Origin of the sequence: Paenibacillus kribbensis, assembly GCF_001705305.1 — a bacterium.
Lineage (GTDB): Bacteria > Bacillota > Bacilli > Paenibacillales > Paenibacillaceae > Paenibacillus > Paenibacillus kribbensis_B.
Genome location: NZ_MCBP01000008.1, coordinates 151,176 through 169,083 on the forward strand (window position 1 = coordinate 151,176; position 17,908 = coordinate 169,083).

Here is a 17,908-nt window from a genome sequence, read left to right on the forward strand (position 1 = left end):
CTTTTGAACGGATCACCGAACGGATCAATGACAGTACCTTCATTTCATTCTAAAAATAAGGAGTGTTCGCCTTGACCATCCATACCCCTAGTCTGGACTGGCTCACCGATGTGACCAAATTCGCGGTAAATCGGCTGCCAGCCTATTCCGATCATAAATATTACGCCACGCTTCAGGAAGCAGAGCACCAGGCCGATATGGCCTGGCGCCATAGCCTGAATGGGAGCTGGAAGTTCAACTATGCGACGAATCCGGCCAGTCGTCCGGTGGAATTCTATGCCCTTGACTTTGAGTATGGCGGCTGGAGCGATATTCAGGTGCCGGGCCATATTCAGACGCAAGGCTTCGGCCAAATGCAGTACGTGAATACGATGTATCCGTGGGACGGACATTCGGACGTTCGCCCACCGCATATTCCAGAGGATCACAACCCGGTTGGAAGCTACATTAAAAGCTTTGTTTTACCGCAAAATATGAGCTCCGACGGACAGCCTGTGTTTATTTCTTTTCAGGGCGTCGAGTCGGCCTTTTATGTATGGTTAAATGGAAGCTTTGTCGGTTACAGCGAGGATAGCTTTACACCGTCTGATTTTGAATTGACACCGTTCCTGCAAGCCGGCGAAAACAAGCTGGCGGTAGAGGTATATCAAAGAAGTACAGGAGCATGGCTGGAGGATCAGGATTTCTGGCGTTTTTCCGGCATTTTCAGAGACGTATATCTGTACACGATCCCTCGTGTTCACGTACGTGATCTGCATGTGAATGCTGACTTGGATGCCTCCTACACCCAGGGCCTGCTGGAGCTGGAATTGAGTCTGAAAAAACCTGAAGCGGCCCATGCAGCCGTCGATGTAAAGGATACTGCTGGTCAGATTGTAGCCTCTTTGAAAACCGACTTTACAGATGGCAAGGCTCTGCTGTCAGCAAGGTTGGAGCAAGTACAGCGCTGGAGCGCGGAAAAGCCCTATTTGTACACGTTATTCATTCAAATTTATGATGCCGCTGGATCACTCGTGGAGGTTATCCCGCAAAAGATCGGCTTCCGCAAATTCGAGATGCTGAACAAGGTCATGCACCTGAACGGCAAGCGCATCGTCTTCAAGGGTGTGAACCGACATGAATTTAACGCACGCACCGGACGCGCCATTTCCCGTGAAGATATGCTGTGGGATATCCGAACACTCAAGCAAAACAATATGAATGCTGTCCGTACCTCTCATTATCCGAATCAGACCCTATGGTATGAGCTGTGCGATGAGTACGGAATATATGTGATTGACGAGATGAATCTGGAGACACACGGCTCCTGGCAAAAGCTCGGCGCAGTTGAGCCTTCCTGGAATATTCCCGCCAATCTGCCCGAATGGCAGGATATCGTTATGGATCGTGCCATTTCCATGCTGGAACGGGATAAAAACCATCCGTCCATTCTGATCTGGTCCTGCGGCAATGAATCGTATGCGGGTGAGGTGCTGCGCAATGTAGCCAACTATTTCCGAGCCGCCGACCCGAGCCGTCTGGTGCACTACGAAGGTGTGTTCCACAACCGCACGTACGATGACACCAGCGATATGGAGAGCCGGATGTACGCCAAGCCCGCGGATATCGAGCAGTATTTGAACGACAATCCGCAAAAGCCGTATATCAGCTGCGAGTACATGCATGCGATGGGGAATTCTGTAGGCGGCATGCACAAATATACCGAGCTGGAGAACAAATACGAGCTGTATCAGGGCGGTTTTATTTGGGATTACATTGATCAGGCGGTCATGAAAAAAGATCGCTATGGACGCGAATATCTCGCTATCGGCGGCGACTTTGACGACCGTGCCACAGACTACGGCTTCTGTACGGACGGCATTGTCTATGCGGACCGGAAGGTTTCACCGAAGATGCAGGAGGTCAAATTCCTGTACCAAAATCTGAAGCTCACTCCGGATCGGAACGGCGTAACCCTTCACAACGAAAACCTGTTCGAGGGAACGGGCGATTACGAGTTGGTATACAGCCTGCTGCATGAAGGTCAAGAGATCGCACGAAATGTGAGTCATGTGGATGTGGCGGCTCAGACCGAAGCCTATATTCCACTGACGTTCCCGGGTACGGACGGGAAGCCCGGGGAATATGTCATTCACACGGCGCTTGTTTTGAAGGAAGACACGCTCTGGGCTGAGGCCGGGCATGAAGTAGCCTTTGGACAGCATATTTTCATCGTGGAAGATTCAAAACCGCTGAAAGCCACTACGGGTGGTGTTCTGCGAGTGGTACATGGCGATGTGAATATCGGCGTTCACGGCACAGATTTCAGTATCATGTTCTCCAAAGGAGCAGGCAGTCTGACCTCGCTGCGTTACGCCGGACGCGAGATGATTGCTACCCCTCCTGCCCCATTGTTCTGGCGTGCAACCACGGACAATGATCGGGGAACCGCACTGGGGTTTGAAGCCGGCGGCTGGTTCGCTGCGAGTCTGACGCGTAAATGTGTAGACATCGAGGTCACGGAAGAGCAGACAGACCGTGTGACCATTACATTCCGCTACACATTAAGCATTCATGCAGGCGTACAAGTATCGGTAGCCTATACCGTCTTGGCCGATGGCAGTCTGAACGTAAAATCCACCTATGAAGGCGTATCAGGATTGCCTAACCTGCCGATCTTTGCCCTTTCGTTCAAGGTCCCGGCGGACTACCGCCATCTGGACTGGTACGCGATGGGACCGGAGGAGAATTACATCGACCGATCCTTCGGTGCGAGACTCGGCGTATTCCGCAACGAAGCTGCGGATAACGTATCCGGTTATGTCGTGCCACAGGAATCCGGCAACCGTACAGGCGTGCGCCGTGTCGATATTACCGACGATTCCCGGCGCGGTATTCGCATTACCGCACCTGCCACCGCGCCTGTGGAATGCAATATTTCGCCGTATACAGCGTTTGAACTGGAAAGTGCATACCACCTGTATGAGCTGCCCAACGTGTATTACACCGTTGTCACCGTAGCTGGCAAGCAAATGGGTGTAGGCGGCGACGACAGCTGGGGAGCTCCCGTACATGAGGAATACCAAATTTCAGCCGATCAAAAGCTGGAATTCGAGTTTACTGTGCAACGGGTATAAATAAATATTGAGTGGATGCCGGTTCTCTTCTTTCTTGCCAACCTGTCTACTACGGGTACTCAGGCTGGTTAAAACCAGCCTTGGGGGGATAAACCGACTCCATGAAAAAAGGGTGTTTCTGGATTACTCAGAAACACCCTTGATTTCTCTATCAATTTACACCTATATTAAAACTGGCTTCCAGGATGGACTACTGTATACACATCGTTTAACATCCCATTTCACTGATTAGTTCATATTCTTCCGATTTCTTTTCCATCTTTTGATAACGATAAACAAATAAGTAAACAGAGCTGCGAAGAAAATAATACCGATTATTGTTGCAATCAGAGCAGTAGACATGCTAAACAACTCCTATCACTGCAAAGCTTTATTAGACACTCTTTTTGGCTATAAGGAACTTCCTGAATAGTAAAGGAGACAGGATAAGCAAAATCCCTAACACCAAAAACATGGACCCATATGAATATAGATAAAAATCTTGGGCAGGGATTAACATACCCATCTTGTAAATAGATTCACCACGGCCACGGGTCGTAAGAATATCAATTGCCTGCTGGGATACAATTAGACCAGCGATTACCATAATAAAAAATACTACTGCTTTTTTCAAATTCCACTTTACTTCAGACTTAGTTGACACTCTCTTTTCTTTGGCTATAAAAAATTTCCTGAATAGTAAAGGAGACAGGATAAGCAAAATCCCTAACAACAAGAACATGAACCCGTACAAATATAGATAAAGATCTTGGGCAGGGATTAACATACCCATCTTGTAAATTGCTTCGCCACGGCCACGGGTCGTAAGAATAACAATCGCCTGCTCGGTTACAATTAAACCAGCGATTACCATAACAAAAAATACTATTGCTTTTTTCAAATTCCACTCACCTCCCTCTATAAGATAGTATAGCTGTAAAAGCTAGTAAAAAAAAGAAAAAAACAGATTCCAGTAAAAAGGAACCTGTTTCTTCATTCACCATTTAGTTCACGTAAACATTCCCTGCTCCGCTTGAACCGTAACCATCTGGTGTTGTCAGTCCAGTAATTCTGATATGATATCCACTACCTGCGGGAATACCATCGAAACTTCTACTATACCAAGTACTAGAATTTTTCTCTGCACTGTTTCCAGATATTTTCTGTGGAACACTCCATTCTTTCCATCCATTCCATACATCTTGCACAACCTCATATCTATTAACAGCTTTTACGCTATCATAACCAGTGGTTTGCCATCCCATGATTGTCGCCGTATGGGATGAACCGACAGAAAAGGCATCTCCCCCAATTAGTACAGTTCCATATTGAACCCCACTAAGTCTATAATAGTCTACAGCTGCATTTGTTGAAAATTCAGATGGATTCAGCGCTTTAACGGTTGCGGGATTGCCATCACCAAGAACTAATTTCCACTCTTCCCCATCTTTGATTACTTTCAAATCTTGTTTTTCCCCATCCTCTTTGATTGTAACTGCTACACTCGAATTGGACTCTTTTTGGGAACCAACAACTTCAATTTTATTAAAATCAGTTCTATTACTGTATTCCTCATACTTCTGAATTTGTTTTTCTTCACTCAGATACCGCGAATCTTTGACCAGACTTACTGCATCCGTAAAATTCTTTTCTTGCATAGAAGTTAGGAATTTTGCCACGACTTTTTGGGCCTCTTGCTCAGATTGATCAACAGTAGCATCAGGAGCAGCTTGATCTTTTGTTAAGGTCTCAGAAGCAGAAACAGAAGTATCAGCCGACAGAACAACAGGTGCTGCGGACACAGAAGTACCTAACGCAGTCACCATTGCAAGTGTAGTGAGTAGCGTAAACCATTTTTTCTTCATTCGAAATTCCTTCTTCCTTTTTATTTTTTTGATCTATGGAAGTAAAATCTTAGGATGAGATATTTACAAATTTGCCCTTGTATTCACCCCTCATTTTTTATAGATTATAGAAACCTCTCCTGTTCTCAAAATATAAAACTAAAGATATACATTAAATCAAATAATAGTTCTCCTTTCTCCGAGAATCATTACCACTATTATCTAGCAAATGACAATAAACTCATAAAATATTTGCTAGTTTACATTTCTTCATAGAAAACCAAATACCTTCGGATATTATTTCCATCTCTAATAATTTCAAAAAAATTTTTCAACAGGAAAATAATAAGATTGACTGCCTGAAGTTGACGCAAAAAAAAGCGACATAGATCATTCGATCTCGGCTATTTCTATCCCTAAATATATTACAGCCAGCCGCACTTCTGAATCTGATTTAACCTTACCCCATAGTAACCTTGCGTCATGCACATACCCTCGGCAAAGATATTTGGCCGTAATACAATCCTCCAGCTCATGTTGCTCCAGCACTTTGATTCCTCGTTTTCTTACTTCTTGGCGCACTCGGTACTGTTCCTTGGAGAACGATCCTACATCCTTCTAAAATGCAGTTCAAACAGATGGCCCTACTTAAGATTAGAATCTTTCATCTTCTTTAGATTTAGCACCGAAACGGTCAGTAAATAGGGAAGCTCAGTACTCAATGACAATCCGTAAATCCTTCACACTACCTGTCTGCATTTCCTAATTCACACAACCCATTTTTCTCAACTCACATCCCTTCGCCTTGCTTAAATTATCTCCTTAAAAGACACAAACTATAAACAGTTGTACGGTCAACAGCACGAATAGCCTGGAGAATGCGCCACCAGGACATTTGAACAACTGATTCTAGTTATTTTTCAGATTTAAGAAACAGCTCAGATGGAACTGAGTAATCTCTTCAGATTTCTACTTTTTTATTAGTCCATCTCCTCAAGTAAAAACATTGTTTTGTACCAAACGATCATCTCAACCAACTCATTAACATTTTATGACATGAGAAAATGTATATAAATATCATCCAAGGCATTTTATAGAATAATTAAGATCGTTATGTGGGAAGGGTAAAAGTTTTGCATAAGAAGGATGTGGTCTCTGACTGAACATAGTGAGTTAACCTATTTATTCTGGTACATGCGATTGTGCTGATTAATTAGTTCGTCCAAAATCATAGACTGCTCAAGTACGCAAGCATGTCCGAAACCATACTGTTCGTACAGGTCATGCAATCGTTGCCGGGCACTTTCCATCTGTTGATTTAACGTTAAGGTTTCATCTACGTTCATACCTTCAACCTCCTAGTGAATCTCATTGTAGGAGGTAATGAACAAATACATTATGATCATTTTTTAGTTAAATAAACGCAAAATACAACAAAAAAAAGACCAGCATGAAAGCTGGTCAAAGAAAAATATAACACATGTTTAAATTATGCTCCACCAACGTGATCTTGCGGTGCTAACATTCCAGAAGTTAGATGCTGAGCTGGTACTACGAATACCAGTAAGCAGCTAACTGTCACTAAGATTAAAGCCATCTTTTTTATCATATCTTTGCCACACCTCCTCATGCATGGATTGGAACTGAGTCTGTGTTTCAGGAGCCGCATGTGTACTAAAATGGGAGAATAGCCCAACACAGTTGGCAATAAGTAGTCCATGATTAATTGTAACAGCTTTTTCAAAAGCGATTATTAAACATTTGAAACCATATGGATATCTACCTTTATTTAGGCTGTATTTAGCCATTTTGTACCAAAAACGAACATACTGCTGTGGTAAAAATTGTTGGGTATACATATCCGTAGAGGATACTTCCTGATAAGCTGCAATTTGGGGTTCAAAGCGCTGAAGGATATGATCGACATTCACATTATATCGATTGGCTGCTTCAATGATGTTAAGAAGTTCAGCGAATATTTCTTTTTCACCAGCTATGTACTCTTCGTAATCCGGGAGCACGCTGATATCTCCAGACATAAGCCTATTAACATAGGTATTAATTTTTGCCCATTGCTTAAAATTACCCAACCAATGGAGTGTATCTGAATCAGTTTCCTTAACCCAGCTTAGATCAGTATAACGACGGATATGTTCTAAGGCCTGTTCATGTTCTCCTCTTGCATCACAGACATTAGCACACAACAGTTCAGCGTAGGCTATGTATACAAACAGAGGTCTGCTAAGTTTCTTTCCTGATATTTCTCGCTTGGAGTTATGAACTAAATCATATTGGATTTTCCCTAATTTATACATTTGGCGTGAAAATTTATAAACCTTATCCCACAAACTCAATGATCTATACACGTTTGCCAAGTCTTTCAAGGCATCCAGTTGGTCAATTTCATCCAGACGGTCAACAAAAGGTTCAAATTTAGCAGCCGTTTGAAGATTTTGAGCCTGATTTTTCCCTATCCGGATGATGAACAGTCGATACTGGCAAACTGCTAATCGCTCTGAATGCTGCTTTCTTTCACTTTCAGCCACATTTTCATAAAGGAGAGCCGCCGCGTCCTGGTAAGATTTTTGGAAAAAGTCCTCAGCCAGTTCAAAAAGTAATGGTATGTAGGTAGGAGTATCTAGCAACAGACTCACAACGCTTTGTATGCAATCCAAACGGCCAAGCTCCGCACATCGATATAAAAATGGGTTAATTTTTCGCCAATTCAGGGGTGATTCTTTGATGCACTCTTCAATGTAACGTTCATAAAAATAGTCTGGTGATAATCCCATCCCGGCAGTAATACGATCCAGTTGATTAACAGATATAGAACGATTCCCTGTGACGATGCCACTCACTGTACCTACATTTAAATCAGTGATATGACCAAACTCGGTCATAGTTATGCCTTGCTGTTTCAGATATCTTTCAATCTCTGCGCGTATCATAGGTGTGATTTCCATGAATAAACCACCCTTTCAATATGAACTTTGGAATGTGCAAATTTAATTAAAAGCAAAAATTGTAAAACTTATAATATAATTGAGTATTTGTATGTTTTCAATATACCATCTTTTGGTACAACAATAAATACTTTTATAGGAGATCATTGGATGATGTACGCAAAAATGACAAGAAATCTAGAGTCTTTTGGTAGAGTGGTAATTCCCAAAAACACACTCACTACGTGTAACATTGTTCCGCATGATTCTGTGGAATTTTTTATAGATGCTGAATCGAGGACGATAGCCCTGCGCAAATACTCGGGACACTCTTGTACATTTTGCAATTCAAGCGAGGAATTAAGCCACTTTAAGGATTCCCTGATATGTAAAAACTGTACGTATAGGCTCAAAATCATTTAGGAGGATATCAAATGAAGAGAACAGGTATGACACGTCCTTTAGATACGTTAGGCCGAATTGTTATTCCCAAAGAAATCCGGGCCTCGATGGGAATTGAAATTGGCGACCCTTTAGAATTTTATCTGGATACTGAATCTGGTTTTATGGGTGTTGGAAAGTATAACGGGCTTTCCTGTAAATTATGCAATTCGACCCAGGATTTAAGCTATTTCAAAAGTTCACTTTTATGTAAGCAATGTATACTCGACATGAAGGGGAACGTAGGTGTTAGTCCCGTTCCTACCCCTGCTGTTAAGGAACCTGCGTATAAAGAACATAAAGTCCATCGGTCTTCATTACAATTGCTTAAAAGTCTACAACAGCTCATGCGTGAACATCCAAAAGCCAAGCAGAGCGAATATGCCGTATGGCTTGGCGTGTCACAAGGCCGAATATCTCAGCTGAAAAAATTATTATAGGAGTATCGATCGGATTTTAAAGTAAATACCTTGGATAATCATGTGCAGACATTCCATCCTCATGGATTTGTTGTATGATGATACAATAAGAATAGCCGTGATGCTAGCGCATCACGCAGCCGTTTATCGTCACGCAAATCATAGGTAAAGCGCTCGTAAACAAATGTCAGCAGCCTGTGCACCGCCAAAAAGAGCCGATCAGACTGCAAACGCTCTCACTCGGTTTCCGCCATTTTTTTGCTAACAATATGCAGCAAAATATAATCCAGCTCTCCTGGGGGACAAGTGATATCAAAGGCTTGTTCCATGGTCTACCAGATTTCAGTCGATCAAAAGCTGGAATTCGAGTTTACTGTGCAACGGGTATAAACAAAAGCCAAGCCCTTCCACTTCTCTCATGAGAGGCCGGAAGGGCTTTTGTAGTAAATTCTGATCATCAAAAATTCCAAATACCCTGCGGCATACGCCTGATAAGCTATTTCAATAAGGTATAAAAACTGAATTAAAAGATATGTTTAAATACCATGAGAACATGTATAATTGTTATAACAGTTGAAAAATATAATAAGGAAGACAAAATATGGGTAAGGTGATTGGAATGGAGCGTAAAATTACTAAATTCGGAAATAGCTTAGGGATTACGATGACAGAAGCCATTAAGCAGCTCGGACTGGGCATGGGAGATACAGTTCAGGTTGAAGTAGATCACACGAGCAGACAAATCATCATACAAAAATCGAACAGAATAACTCTGCCCTCGGGGTTAAGTGATGATTTTTTTGAAACCCTTTCTCACGTAATGGATACATATGACGAAACCCTCAAAGGACTTAAGGATAGATGAGCAGCATTCGTTTTTTAACCATTCCAGAAGTTATAGCTATTCATGTTGCCATGATTGAAAGATACAATAAAGGCGAACAAATCGGCTTCAAAGATACCCGTTTGCTTGAGTCTGCTGTTCTACGTCCTCAATCATCGACATTTAGTGAAGATGCTTACCCCACAATATTCAGCAAAGCAGCCGCATTATTTGAATCTCTAGGACAAAACCATCCTTTCCATCATGCAAATAAGCGAACGGCCTTTACTGCATTGCTCATTTTTTTGCGCTACAATAACTTTCAATTTAAAATGGATCAGAAAGCAGCCGAAGATTTTACTGTCGATATGGTTAATCATAAATTTTCGTTGGATCAACTCGCTTTATTAATTGAGCTCCACTCATCCACATTACACTAGTGAACCGAAAAAAGAGATCGCGAACGATCTCTTTTATATTGCTTCATATCGTGAGACTACAGGCTGGTCAGCGCTCAATGAAAGTCATTGCTCTTCACCGCAAGCACCTGGCGTGCAATTAGCATAAAGGCATCAAAGGAGTGGCAATGCTTTAATCGTTCCAGCGTTTCCTCCTGACGAATGAGTTCTACAAACAGATCATAGATTCCCATGGCCTGCTCGTAGTCCTCTTTGCAGATCGACAGCAGGAATACCACGTGAACCTCATGGTTGGCATCCCATCGAATTGGATTTTCCAGCAAGCATACGCTTACGACCGTTCGATTAGAGCTGAGCTCCAGGGGATGGGGAATAGCCATGCCTCGATCCAGTGCAGTAGATCCCAGTTTCTCCCTCTCCTTGACTGCTGGCAGGAACTTGTCGGTCACAACCCCTTTTTGCTTTAAAATACTGCTCATTTCTTCAATGAGTGCATCCTTGTCCGGCTGATCGGATCGGGTCATAAACCATTCCTTGTCAAAATACCGCAGCAGTGAAATTTCCTGCTCCTCGTCGCTGGCACGCACCATCCGCGTCATCGTCTCCATATCCCGTTCCGAAGGAATCGGGCTGATCACCGCCGACGGCTTGTTCTTGCGCTGCTGCAAGTGGATGGTCGATACGATGAGATCTTCATCGACGGTAGGCATTTCCTCGTATTCCCGAAGGGAGACCACTCGGGATACGTCCAGCTCGGCAAACAGGGAACGCAGTCTGGATTCCAGAATGCGGGCGGTTCCGTAGCCGGAGCCGCACACCAGCAGCACCGTTTTCCGACGCCGATGAGGAATATTGTATTTGCGCTCCAATGCTGCACCGATATGAAGCGCCAAATAACCGATTTCGTTATCGTTGATGTCATACGGAAATGATTTTTGCAGTTCTTTAACCGCACCCACTGTGATCTCATAGGCCAGCGGATAATATTTGCGGATGTGTCCAAGCAGCGGATTGCGCATGTTCATACCATGCTCCAGCCGGGTCAGCATCGGCTTCAAATGCACAAATAAATCCCGGGACAGCCGTTCATCATCACGCAAATCATAGGTAAAGCGTTCGTAGACAAATACCAGCATCCCGCGCACTGCCAAAAAGAGTTGGTCAGACTGAAGACGCTCCCACTCGGTCTCCGCCATCTTTTTGCTAACGATATGCAGTAGAATGTAATCCAGTTCTCCTGCAGGACAGGTGATGTCAAAGGCTTCTTCCATCTCGCTCAGAATGGTGGCAGCCAATTCCATATCCCGCTGACTGCCCGTCACGGTCTCAAAACGTTCTAATCCATGCCCTTCCTTCACTCGCAGCACCATGACAGCCAGATGAGTGATGAGATCCTTCAAGGCCAAATCAGCCATCCTGATGCCATGGGGCCGCAAATGCTTTAGGATAATGGTGCGGATTTGCGACAGGTCCAATCCCTGGAATAGCTGTTGCTGCTCCAAAGGCATGCCGCTGCGTTGTCCCTCTTCATCGCGGACGTCGGCATATTCAGCCAGACAATAACGGATATTCTTCTCTTCCCCGACCACCTTCACACCATGTCCCGGCTTGGTACGCAGAGTGAGGCTATAATCCTCCAGAATCCGACGGATGATCTTGGAATCATTATTCATAGTTGCCCGGCTAATATACAGCTCATCGGCGAGGTCTTCCATCTTTACATATTCCCCCGCATTCAGCAGCTTGAACAGCTCATACCGTATGCGTTCTTCGGGTGCTCCTGGTAACGGCTGATTTACTTCCGTTTCTTCCTGACCTTCCTCAGCGAAAAATCGGTATCTGTCGGGATCATCAACCAGGATCGTATAGCCGATTCCCCTCTTGGATTCCAGACGCGCTCCGTATTCATTCAGAATACTGCCCAGTTTTTTGAAATCATCACGGATCGTCCGTTCCGTGACTTCCAGCCGCTCCGCCAGCGCTTTGGTGGTCCAAGACCAGCCTTGATCATTTCCACTGACGAGCTGGTACAGCTTTTTCAAGCGTTTGTAGGGAAAAATCATGTAAATTCAAGACCTCCTTTCCGATAAGCCGTATTTGGCTTCTGTGTTACTTCAATTCTGGGGTTACCAGTACCGTTAACAGCTTGCAATGCTCCAATTCCGGCAATTGTGCACCGTCCGCATCGGACGAGGCCAGCGCTTCTCCCTTGGAGCGTTCATCCAGCGAGGCCAGCTCGTAGTGGGCCGATTCGCCGAATGTAATGCGTGCAGTCGTGTTTTTATCCAAATATGGATTAAATACACGTACAATATAGCCCTCACTGTGCTCTGCTTTCTTGAATGCACTCAGGACTACATTCGAATCCTCGCCAAAAGACAGCAGGCTATAGCTTTGCTCGAATATTCTTTCTTCGTCACGGAAGGCAAATATCAACCGACCGTTCAGAAAATCAGACAGCTGGTAGCTGGACAACGGTGTTAAATATTCCTTGGCCGCTTGAGCAATGTCTGCCTCATCAAACCCGGACTCATGCACATGCAGGGCAAACGTAAATGAGAGCTCGCCGAGCAGCTGCGCATCTGGCGTTTCTACGATCTTTTCTCCCGAAGCACGTCCCGGACGGTACAACAGGTTTTCCTTGCCCATAAACCCGAAAGTACGGAATAACGTTAGCGCTATTGTATCATGGTCAGGACCTATGATTTCATATTCCCGTACGCCTTCGGTCAGCACGGCTACTCCACGGGAACCGTCGTTCAGCGCAGCATAGCTTTGCATCGCTTCAATGGTAATCGGTTTTTCTGTCCACTGTTCCCGTTCCCATACCTTTACCTCCTCCAGCGTCGTTGGACGGGCAATGACCCCGAACGGCTGATCCGCAATAGATAGCCTGGAGGCAATCCCGGTATGGAATAACACCCGCAATCGGTGACTGAGCACCCGATTGTCCACCTCCACCGAGAATCGTATCAGGCGTTCACCTTTCCGCAGGGAAACCGACACCTGTAGCGGCAGCATGGCGGAAGTCAAAGCAGCGGCGCGTTCCTTCAAATCATGCGGAACCTTTAGCTTCATCCGAAGGGACAGCTCCTCGGCTACCGGACTTTTCGAGGTGATGGTTTCTACATCAGCACCAAGCGAAGAAATCGTAAGGTCACGTTCTGGCGGAGAATAGTTGTAGGAATCTCCGTCATCTCCGTTTTCCTCAAATACCATCTGATCCGCATACACACGTCCCGAGATTTTATCCGTAATACGCAGTGCCCCGTTATCCTGTACAGCTACAGCATAGAATTCGTTCTCAATGCAGCTCCCATTGCTGCGTTCTGCTATGGCATCCCCGGTCGAACTGAAATCAAAAACAATCTGCGTATACCCCATAGCGGGTACTTCCTGAAGCTCCACCAGCAGCTTGGCACGGAATACACGCTCAGGCAGGTACACTTTTTTGCTCGGGTTCAGATCAATATGCTGGCCAAGCACGTAGTCTGTCTGTTCCACTTTCTCCGTAATCGTATATGGAAGCCGCTGCCCGTTCGTATCCCGAATGACAAAGCCGCCTTCCGGCAAGTAAGCATCGATTTCCGTCACTCCCTTGCGCGGGTAGGGCAACGTATTAAAGATGGTAAAGGCAAATGTCTCCTCCTGCTTGATCCTGGAAGCAATCAGTCGCTTGTGCAGCTCCAACAGATTTTCCGCGATATCCCGTGCCTGTTTGTAGCGGAAGGCCACATCCCGGTTCGTCGTATCACTGTTGCAGCCGCCGATGCTGTCGTGAGCCGCATTTTCAAACAACAGCTTCCATATATCCTTCACGATCTGATGAGGATATTCATGGCCCAGTGCATGACTGATCGACAGTACCGGCTCCAGCGTATTTACGATTAGATTCTCGATCTCGTTATTTTGCTGCTTAAGGTCTGCGCGCGTTGAAAAGATGGACTTGTGGATACGCATGTGCTTCGCTTCCATGAGCTCTCCTTCCAGTACAGGAAGATCGCTGCTGTCCTTTTCAATCTCTTCAAGGAAACGCTCCGGCTCATTCATCACATATTCCCGTTCCGGGTCAAGCTCGTTGAACGTGCGGATCAGTTCCGGCAGATTCAGGCGAATCGGTGCCTGGTCGAAGCCGTTGGGAAAATAAACATGGCGGGTGGACGCTTTTGCTTCCAGCGCACCGATTTGACTGTCCAGATATGCCTCCAGTTCCCCTGGTTCCTCTGGAATGTTGCCTCCATAGTAGTAGCCGAACGGCATTTGTACGGCAAACACCTGGCTGCCATCCGAGCCCTTCCACAAAAACTCGGTTTTCGGATTCGTATTGTCTGCCACCCCGCGCCAAAACAGAAAATGCCGAATGCCGAACTCCTGATAAATTTGCGGCATCTGTGCTGACTGGCCGAAGGCATCCGGCACATAACCGACCTTCATCGCATGACCATATTTCTGCGCTGTCTCCATGCCATAATACAGATTGCGCACAATGGATTCACCGGAAATCACCAATTGGTCTGTCTGCGTATACCATGGCCCGGTCATCAGGCGTTTGTCCGTCACAAGACGGCGAATGCGTTCCTCGTCTTCCGGGCACCATTTGATGTAATCATCCAACAGGGACCCTTGGGCATCCAAAAGATAATATTTAAACCCATCCCTATGTTCCAACGCATTCAGCACTTCTTTCACATGCTTCACCAAGTAGACCTTGGATCTGGAAGTGGTAAAATACCACTCCCGATCCCAGTGAGTATGTGGAATGACATGTACTTTCGTACGGCTCATATCTCGATCTCCCTCCATGCTGTCTATCTTCTATTTATATAAGCTGAACTTAAAATTTTCATATTGTGCCACTGCGCAGTCGGATGGTGCTTCCCATCAGTCAAATACCAGCTCAATATCTTCTCCATTTTTCTTGACAGACGCTTCCTTCGATTCAGCCTGCTGCTCTTCCTCACGGAAGTTGACGAGTAGCGTACCCGCCACAATGATTAATGCACCTGTAATTCCCCCAGCCAGATATGCAAACGGAGTCCCTACGGAGATTGCGCCATATAAACCGCCAATCGGAGGCATGATGACGTGTGCGCCCAGCAGAGCTGTTAGTGCGGAACCTGCGGCGCAGGCAAGCATGTTCAGTGGAATCAGCTTGGCAGGGTTACGCAGCGTAAACGGGATCGCTCCCTCGGTAATTCCGATAACGCCCATGATGACAGAGCCTTTTCCAGCCTCCCGATACGTTTTGGAAAAGCGCTTCTTCAAAATCAGGGTTGCAAGACCATAGCCCAGTGGTGGAATACAAATAGCAATGTTGACGAAAATATTGGGCAGATACACGCCTGACAGGAATAACGCATTTCCCGCCATCCAGGCAGCTTTATTGACTGGACCGCCAAGGTCGAACCCAATCATGGCTCCCAAAATCAAGGCAAGCACCAGGGTACTGGTTCCACTTTCACTCATATGCTTAATCCAGTTGACCAGCCCTTCATTAATCGCACTCAGTGGCCCGCCCAAAATGACGGACATTAGAATTCCCGTTAAACCCACGGTAATCAGCGGCAAAATAATGAGCGGGACAGAGCCTGCGGCCGGGCCTGTGATCTTCACCTTGTTTTTCACCCACAGCGTAATATAGCCGGCAAAAAAACCTGCAATGAGCGCGCCCAGAAAGCCAGCGTTCGTCTCCTGTGCCAGCACGCCCCCGATCAGCCCCGCAGCAAGCGCAGGCTTGTCGGCTATGGAGTAGGCGATATATCCGGCCAGCACCATGTTCAGGAGCCCAATTCCGCGCCAGCCTACATTTTCGACCAAATATAAAATATGAAGAAAGCCGCTCTTATCAGCATATGGGCCAAAGTCGGTGACCCCCATCGTCAGACCGATAATTTTACACACGGCCACAATCAAGGAGCCTGCAATAATAACCGGAAGCAGGTAAGATATGCCTGTCATCAGATGCTTTTTAGCTTCACTCAGCCATTTTTTCATCATGTTCTCCCCCATTTTGAGTACTACTGTAATTCAACGGCTAATCGGATGTATCCATTATTTTTGAGCAGAGATGGCTTCCACCGCTTTGGTGAGAACCGCTTCCGCATTGTTGACCGCATGACCGATTTTGACACGAACGATTCTTTTATGTTCAAAACGTTCCGCATCCTTCACCGTCTGATCCGAGGCAATCAGTACAAAGTCCGCTGCTAAAATCTCTTCTTCCGTCAGCTTATTCACTTGTCCCAGTGCGCCCTGCTGCTCCACTTTAATATCGTGACCGAGCTGGGCCGCTGCTTTTTCCAGTGCTTTTGCCGCCATTGGAGTATGAGCCAGACCTGCAATACACGATGTAACGCCTACAATTTTCATTTATGACACCAACCCTTCTGTATACTGCTCGAGCAAATGATACACATCGTCGCCATTCTTGGCGCCCGCTACCGCCTCTTTGAAGGAATCCTCCAAAAGCAGGGTTGCGAGTGAGGAAATAATCTGCAGATGGGATACATCCACGGAGCCTTTGGGCACCAAAATACTGAAAATATACTGGACAGGCTTACCGTCATGAGACGCCCAATCAATGCTGTTTTTCAATCGTATAACCAGAACTGCGGGTCTTGTGACCGCTTCGCTCTGTGTATGAGGTATGGCAAACTGATCTTGAAGGCCTGTTGAATACACGTTCTCCCGCTCCCATAAATCATGCACCAGTTGCTCTCTATGGATGGTGACACCCAGCTTCTCCGCCTCCTGGGCAATAAATTCAAACACAGCCGATTTGGTCTCCAGCCTCTCATCCAGATAAATCTGTTCTCTAGTAATCATGGTGGATGTCTCTCCTCCCTTCTATCTATAAATAAAACGCTTACAAGTTTATTCTAGCTGACTCTCCTCTCATGTTTTATCTATAAAATTTCCCTATCCAAGCGGAAATACGTTAGACATTGTTCATAAATGTTTTATGATAGGCATTCCGGTACTGCGAAGGAGTCATATGGACTCTCTTTTTGAACAAACGCATAAAATACTTCTCATCCGTGTACCCCGCTTCTTCTGCGACCTGCCTAATGCTCATATCTGTACGTGAAATCAGCTCCTTGGCTTTGTTAATCCGAATACTGTGAATGAAGTCCAAGGGCCTCATGCCTGTATTTTGCTTGAATAAACGTGAAATATAATCCTTGTTGTAATTGAATTTTCGGGCTATATCCGTCACCGTCAGCGGTTCTTCGGCATGAATCCGGGTCCACTCGATAATCTTGTTAAAGCTCACATTCCCCTGCGGGCTGACAGGACTGTTGATCAGACGACCGAGAGCCAGCTCCGATATTTCAATTAACAGCGAGGTGAACAAATAATTGGCACTGTGATGCGTGAGATAATGTGAGTTGGCTACGTGTAAAATTTGATTGACGATGATATGAATCCGATCTCCGTTCCCTGCCTGTACACATTGTGGTAAATAGATATCCCGCACCACGCCGTGACGCTGCAAAAGCCCCTCCATCGTATGGATTTCCTGCTTCATTTCCTCGTTAGATAATACATTCGGGGTTGCGGGAACGTCGAAATGAAACCAATAGAATTTAACCCCCGGCAACGATTCCCGATATCCTCCATGTGTGCGACCAGGATAAAGCAGCACCATATCTCCTTCTCCTATCTCAAAATGCTCCCGTTCCTCTCGTATGTATACTTTCTCATGAACGCCAAGGATCAGCTCGAAGTTCTCTATAGAACGACTCATATGCTTCCATGACACCTCGGAAATAAACTCGCCTGCCGAGATCAGCTGAACGGGTGCATCCACGTTTACTTTCAGATAAGTCATTTTATCGCCTCTTTAGGTTCAAGTTCGGATTTGTCCACCCATTGTATGGTTAAGCTACTGACATACCGCGATTGCAATGCTAATGTAGTGGAGA

At 45.5% G+C, this 17,908-nt stretch carries 14 protein-coding genes; 4 read left to right on the forward strand and 10 right to left on the reverse strand.

Going from position 1 to position 17,908, the window contains the following annotated elements:
- Positions 1-71: 71 nt before the first annotated feature.
- Entirely contained in the window at positions 72-3,116 is a 3,045-nt protein-coding gene (locus BAZ21_RS16005; RefSeq protein WP_068502687.1) for a glycoside hydrolase family 2 TIM barrel-domain containing protein, read from the forward strand.
- Positions 3,117-3,489: 373 nt separating this feature from the next.
- Here the strand turns inward: BAZ21_RS16005 and BAZ21_RS29720 are convergent, their stop codons facing one another.
- The 4 genes from BAZ21_RS29720 to BAZ21_RS16035 all read right to left on the reverse strand — a co-directional run bounded on the left by BAZ21_RS29720 (position 3,490) and on the right by BAZ21_RS16035 (position 7,902).
- Complete coding sequence (locus tag BAZ21_RS29720) at positions 3,490-3,996, reverse strand: hypothetical protein (RefSeq protein ID WP_256021355.1); 507 nt, start codon at positions 3,994-3,996, stop codon at positions 3,490-3,492.
- Positions 3,997-4,099: 103 nt separating this feature from the next.
- Complete coding sequence (locus BAZ21_RS29725) at positions 4,100-4,960, reverse strand: hypothetical protein (RefSeq protein ID WP_256021358.1); 861 nt, start codon at positions 4,958-4,960, stop codon at positions 4,100-4,102.
- 1,157 nt (positions 4,961-6,117) lie between these two features.
- Complete coding sequence (locus BAZ21_RS16030; RefSeq protein WP_068502696.1) at positions 6,118-6,285, reverse strand: aspartyl-phosphate phosphatase Spo0E family protein; 168 nt, start codon at positions 6,283-6,285, stop codon at positions 6,118-6,120.
- Between the two features lie 225 nt (positions 6,286-6,510).
- Positions 6,511-7,902, reverse strand: coding sequence for a helix-turn-helix domain-containing protein (locus BAZ21_RS16035; protein ID WP_068502699.1), 1,392 nt, complete (start codon positions 7,900-7,902; stop codon positions 6,511-6,513).
- 413 nt (positions 7,903-8,315) lie between these two features.
- On the opposite strand from BAZ21_RS16035, the gene BAZ21_RS16040 reads away from it, so the two are divergent.
- The 3 genes from BAZ21_RS16040 to BAZ21_RS16050 all read left to right on the forward strand — a co-directional run bounded on the left by BAZ21_RS16040 (position 8,316) and on the right by BAZ21_RS16050 (position 10,004).
- Positions 8,316-8,762, forward strand: coding sequence for an AbrB/MazE/SpoVT family DNA-binding domain-containing protein (locus tag BAZ21_RS16040; protein ID WP_068502702.1), 447 nt, complete (start codon positions 8,316-8,318; stop codon positions 8,760-8,762).
- Between the two features lie 580 nt (positions 8,763-9,342).
- A complete protein-coding gene (locus BAZ21_RS16045; RefSeq protein WP_068502706.1) occupies positions 9,343-9,606 on the forward strand; it encodes an AbrB/MazE/SpoVT family DNA-binding domain-containing protein in 264 nt (87 codons plus the stop codon).
- Positions 9,603-10,004, forward strand: coding sequence for a type II toxin-antitoxin system death-on-curing family toxin (locus tag BAZ21_RS16050; protein ID WP_068502709.1), 402 nt, complete (start codon positions 9,603-9,605; stop codon positions 10,002-10,004). The genes BAZ21_RS16045 and BAZ21_RS16050 overlap by 4 nt, the downstream gene beginning before the upstream one ends.
- Before the next feature lie 74 nt (positions 10,005-10,078).
- Here BAZ21_RS16050 and BAZ21_RS16055 read toward each other — a convergent pair whose 3' ends face one another.
- The 6 genes from BAZ21_RS16055 to BAZ21_RS16080 form a co-directional block, all read right to left on the reverse strand.
- The gene (locus tag BAZ21_RS16055; protein WP_068502715.1) at positions 10,079-12,046 is read right to left on the reverse strand and encodes a BglG family transcription antiterminator; all 1,968 of its coding nucleotides are present in this window, start codon (positions 12,044-12,046) and stop codon (positions 10,079-10,081) included.
- 46 nt (positions 12,047-12,092) lie between these two features.
- Complete coding sequence (gene mngB, locus BAZ21_RS16060) at positions 12,093-14,786, reverse strand: mannosylglycerate hydrolase (protein WP_068502717.1); 2,694 nt, start codon at positions 14,784-14,786, stop codon at positions 12,093-12,095.
- A gap of 78 nt (positions 14,787-14,864) precedes the next feature.
- Positions 14,865-15,977: a PTS fructose transporter subunit IIC gene (locus BAZ21_RS16065; RefSeq protein WP_068502721.1), complete on the reverse strand. Its 1,113-nt coding sequence runs from the start codon at positions 15,975-15,977 to the stop codon at positions 14,865-14,867.
- Positions 15,978-16,034: 57 nt separating this feature from the next.
- Positions 16,035-16,352 (reverse strand): PTS fructose transporter subunit IIB, encoded by a 318-nt coding sequence (locus BAZ21_RS16070; RefSeq protein ID WP_068502723.1) that lies wholly within the window; start codon positions 16,350-16,352, stop codon positions 16,035-16,037.
- Positions 16,353-16,808 (reverse strand): PTS sugar transporter subunit IIA, encoded by a 456-nt coding sequence (locus BAZ21_RS16075; protein ID WP_068502726.1) that lies wholly within the window; start codon positions 16,806-16,808, stop codon positions 16,353-16,355.
- A 112-nt stretch (positions 16,809-16,920) separates the two neighbouring features.
- Positions 16,921-17,814, reverse strand: coding sequence for a helix-turn-helix transcriptional regulator (locus tag BAZ21_RS16080; protein ID WP_068502729.1), 894 nt, complete (start codon positions 17,812-17,814; stop codon positions 16,921-16,923).
- Positions 17,815-17,908: the final 94 nt, after the last annotated feature.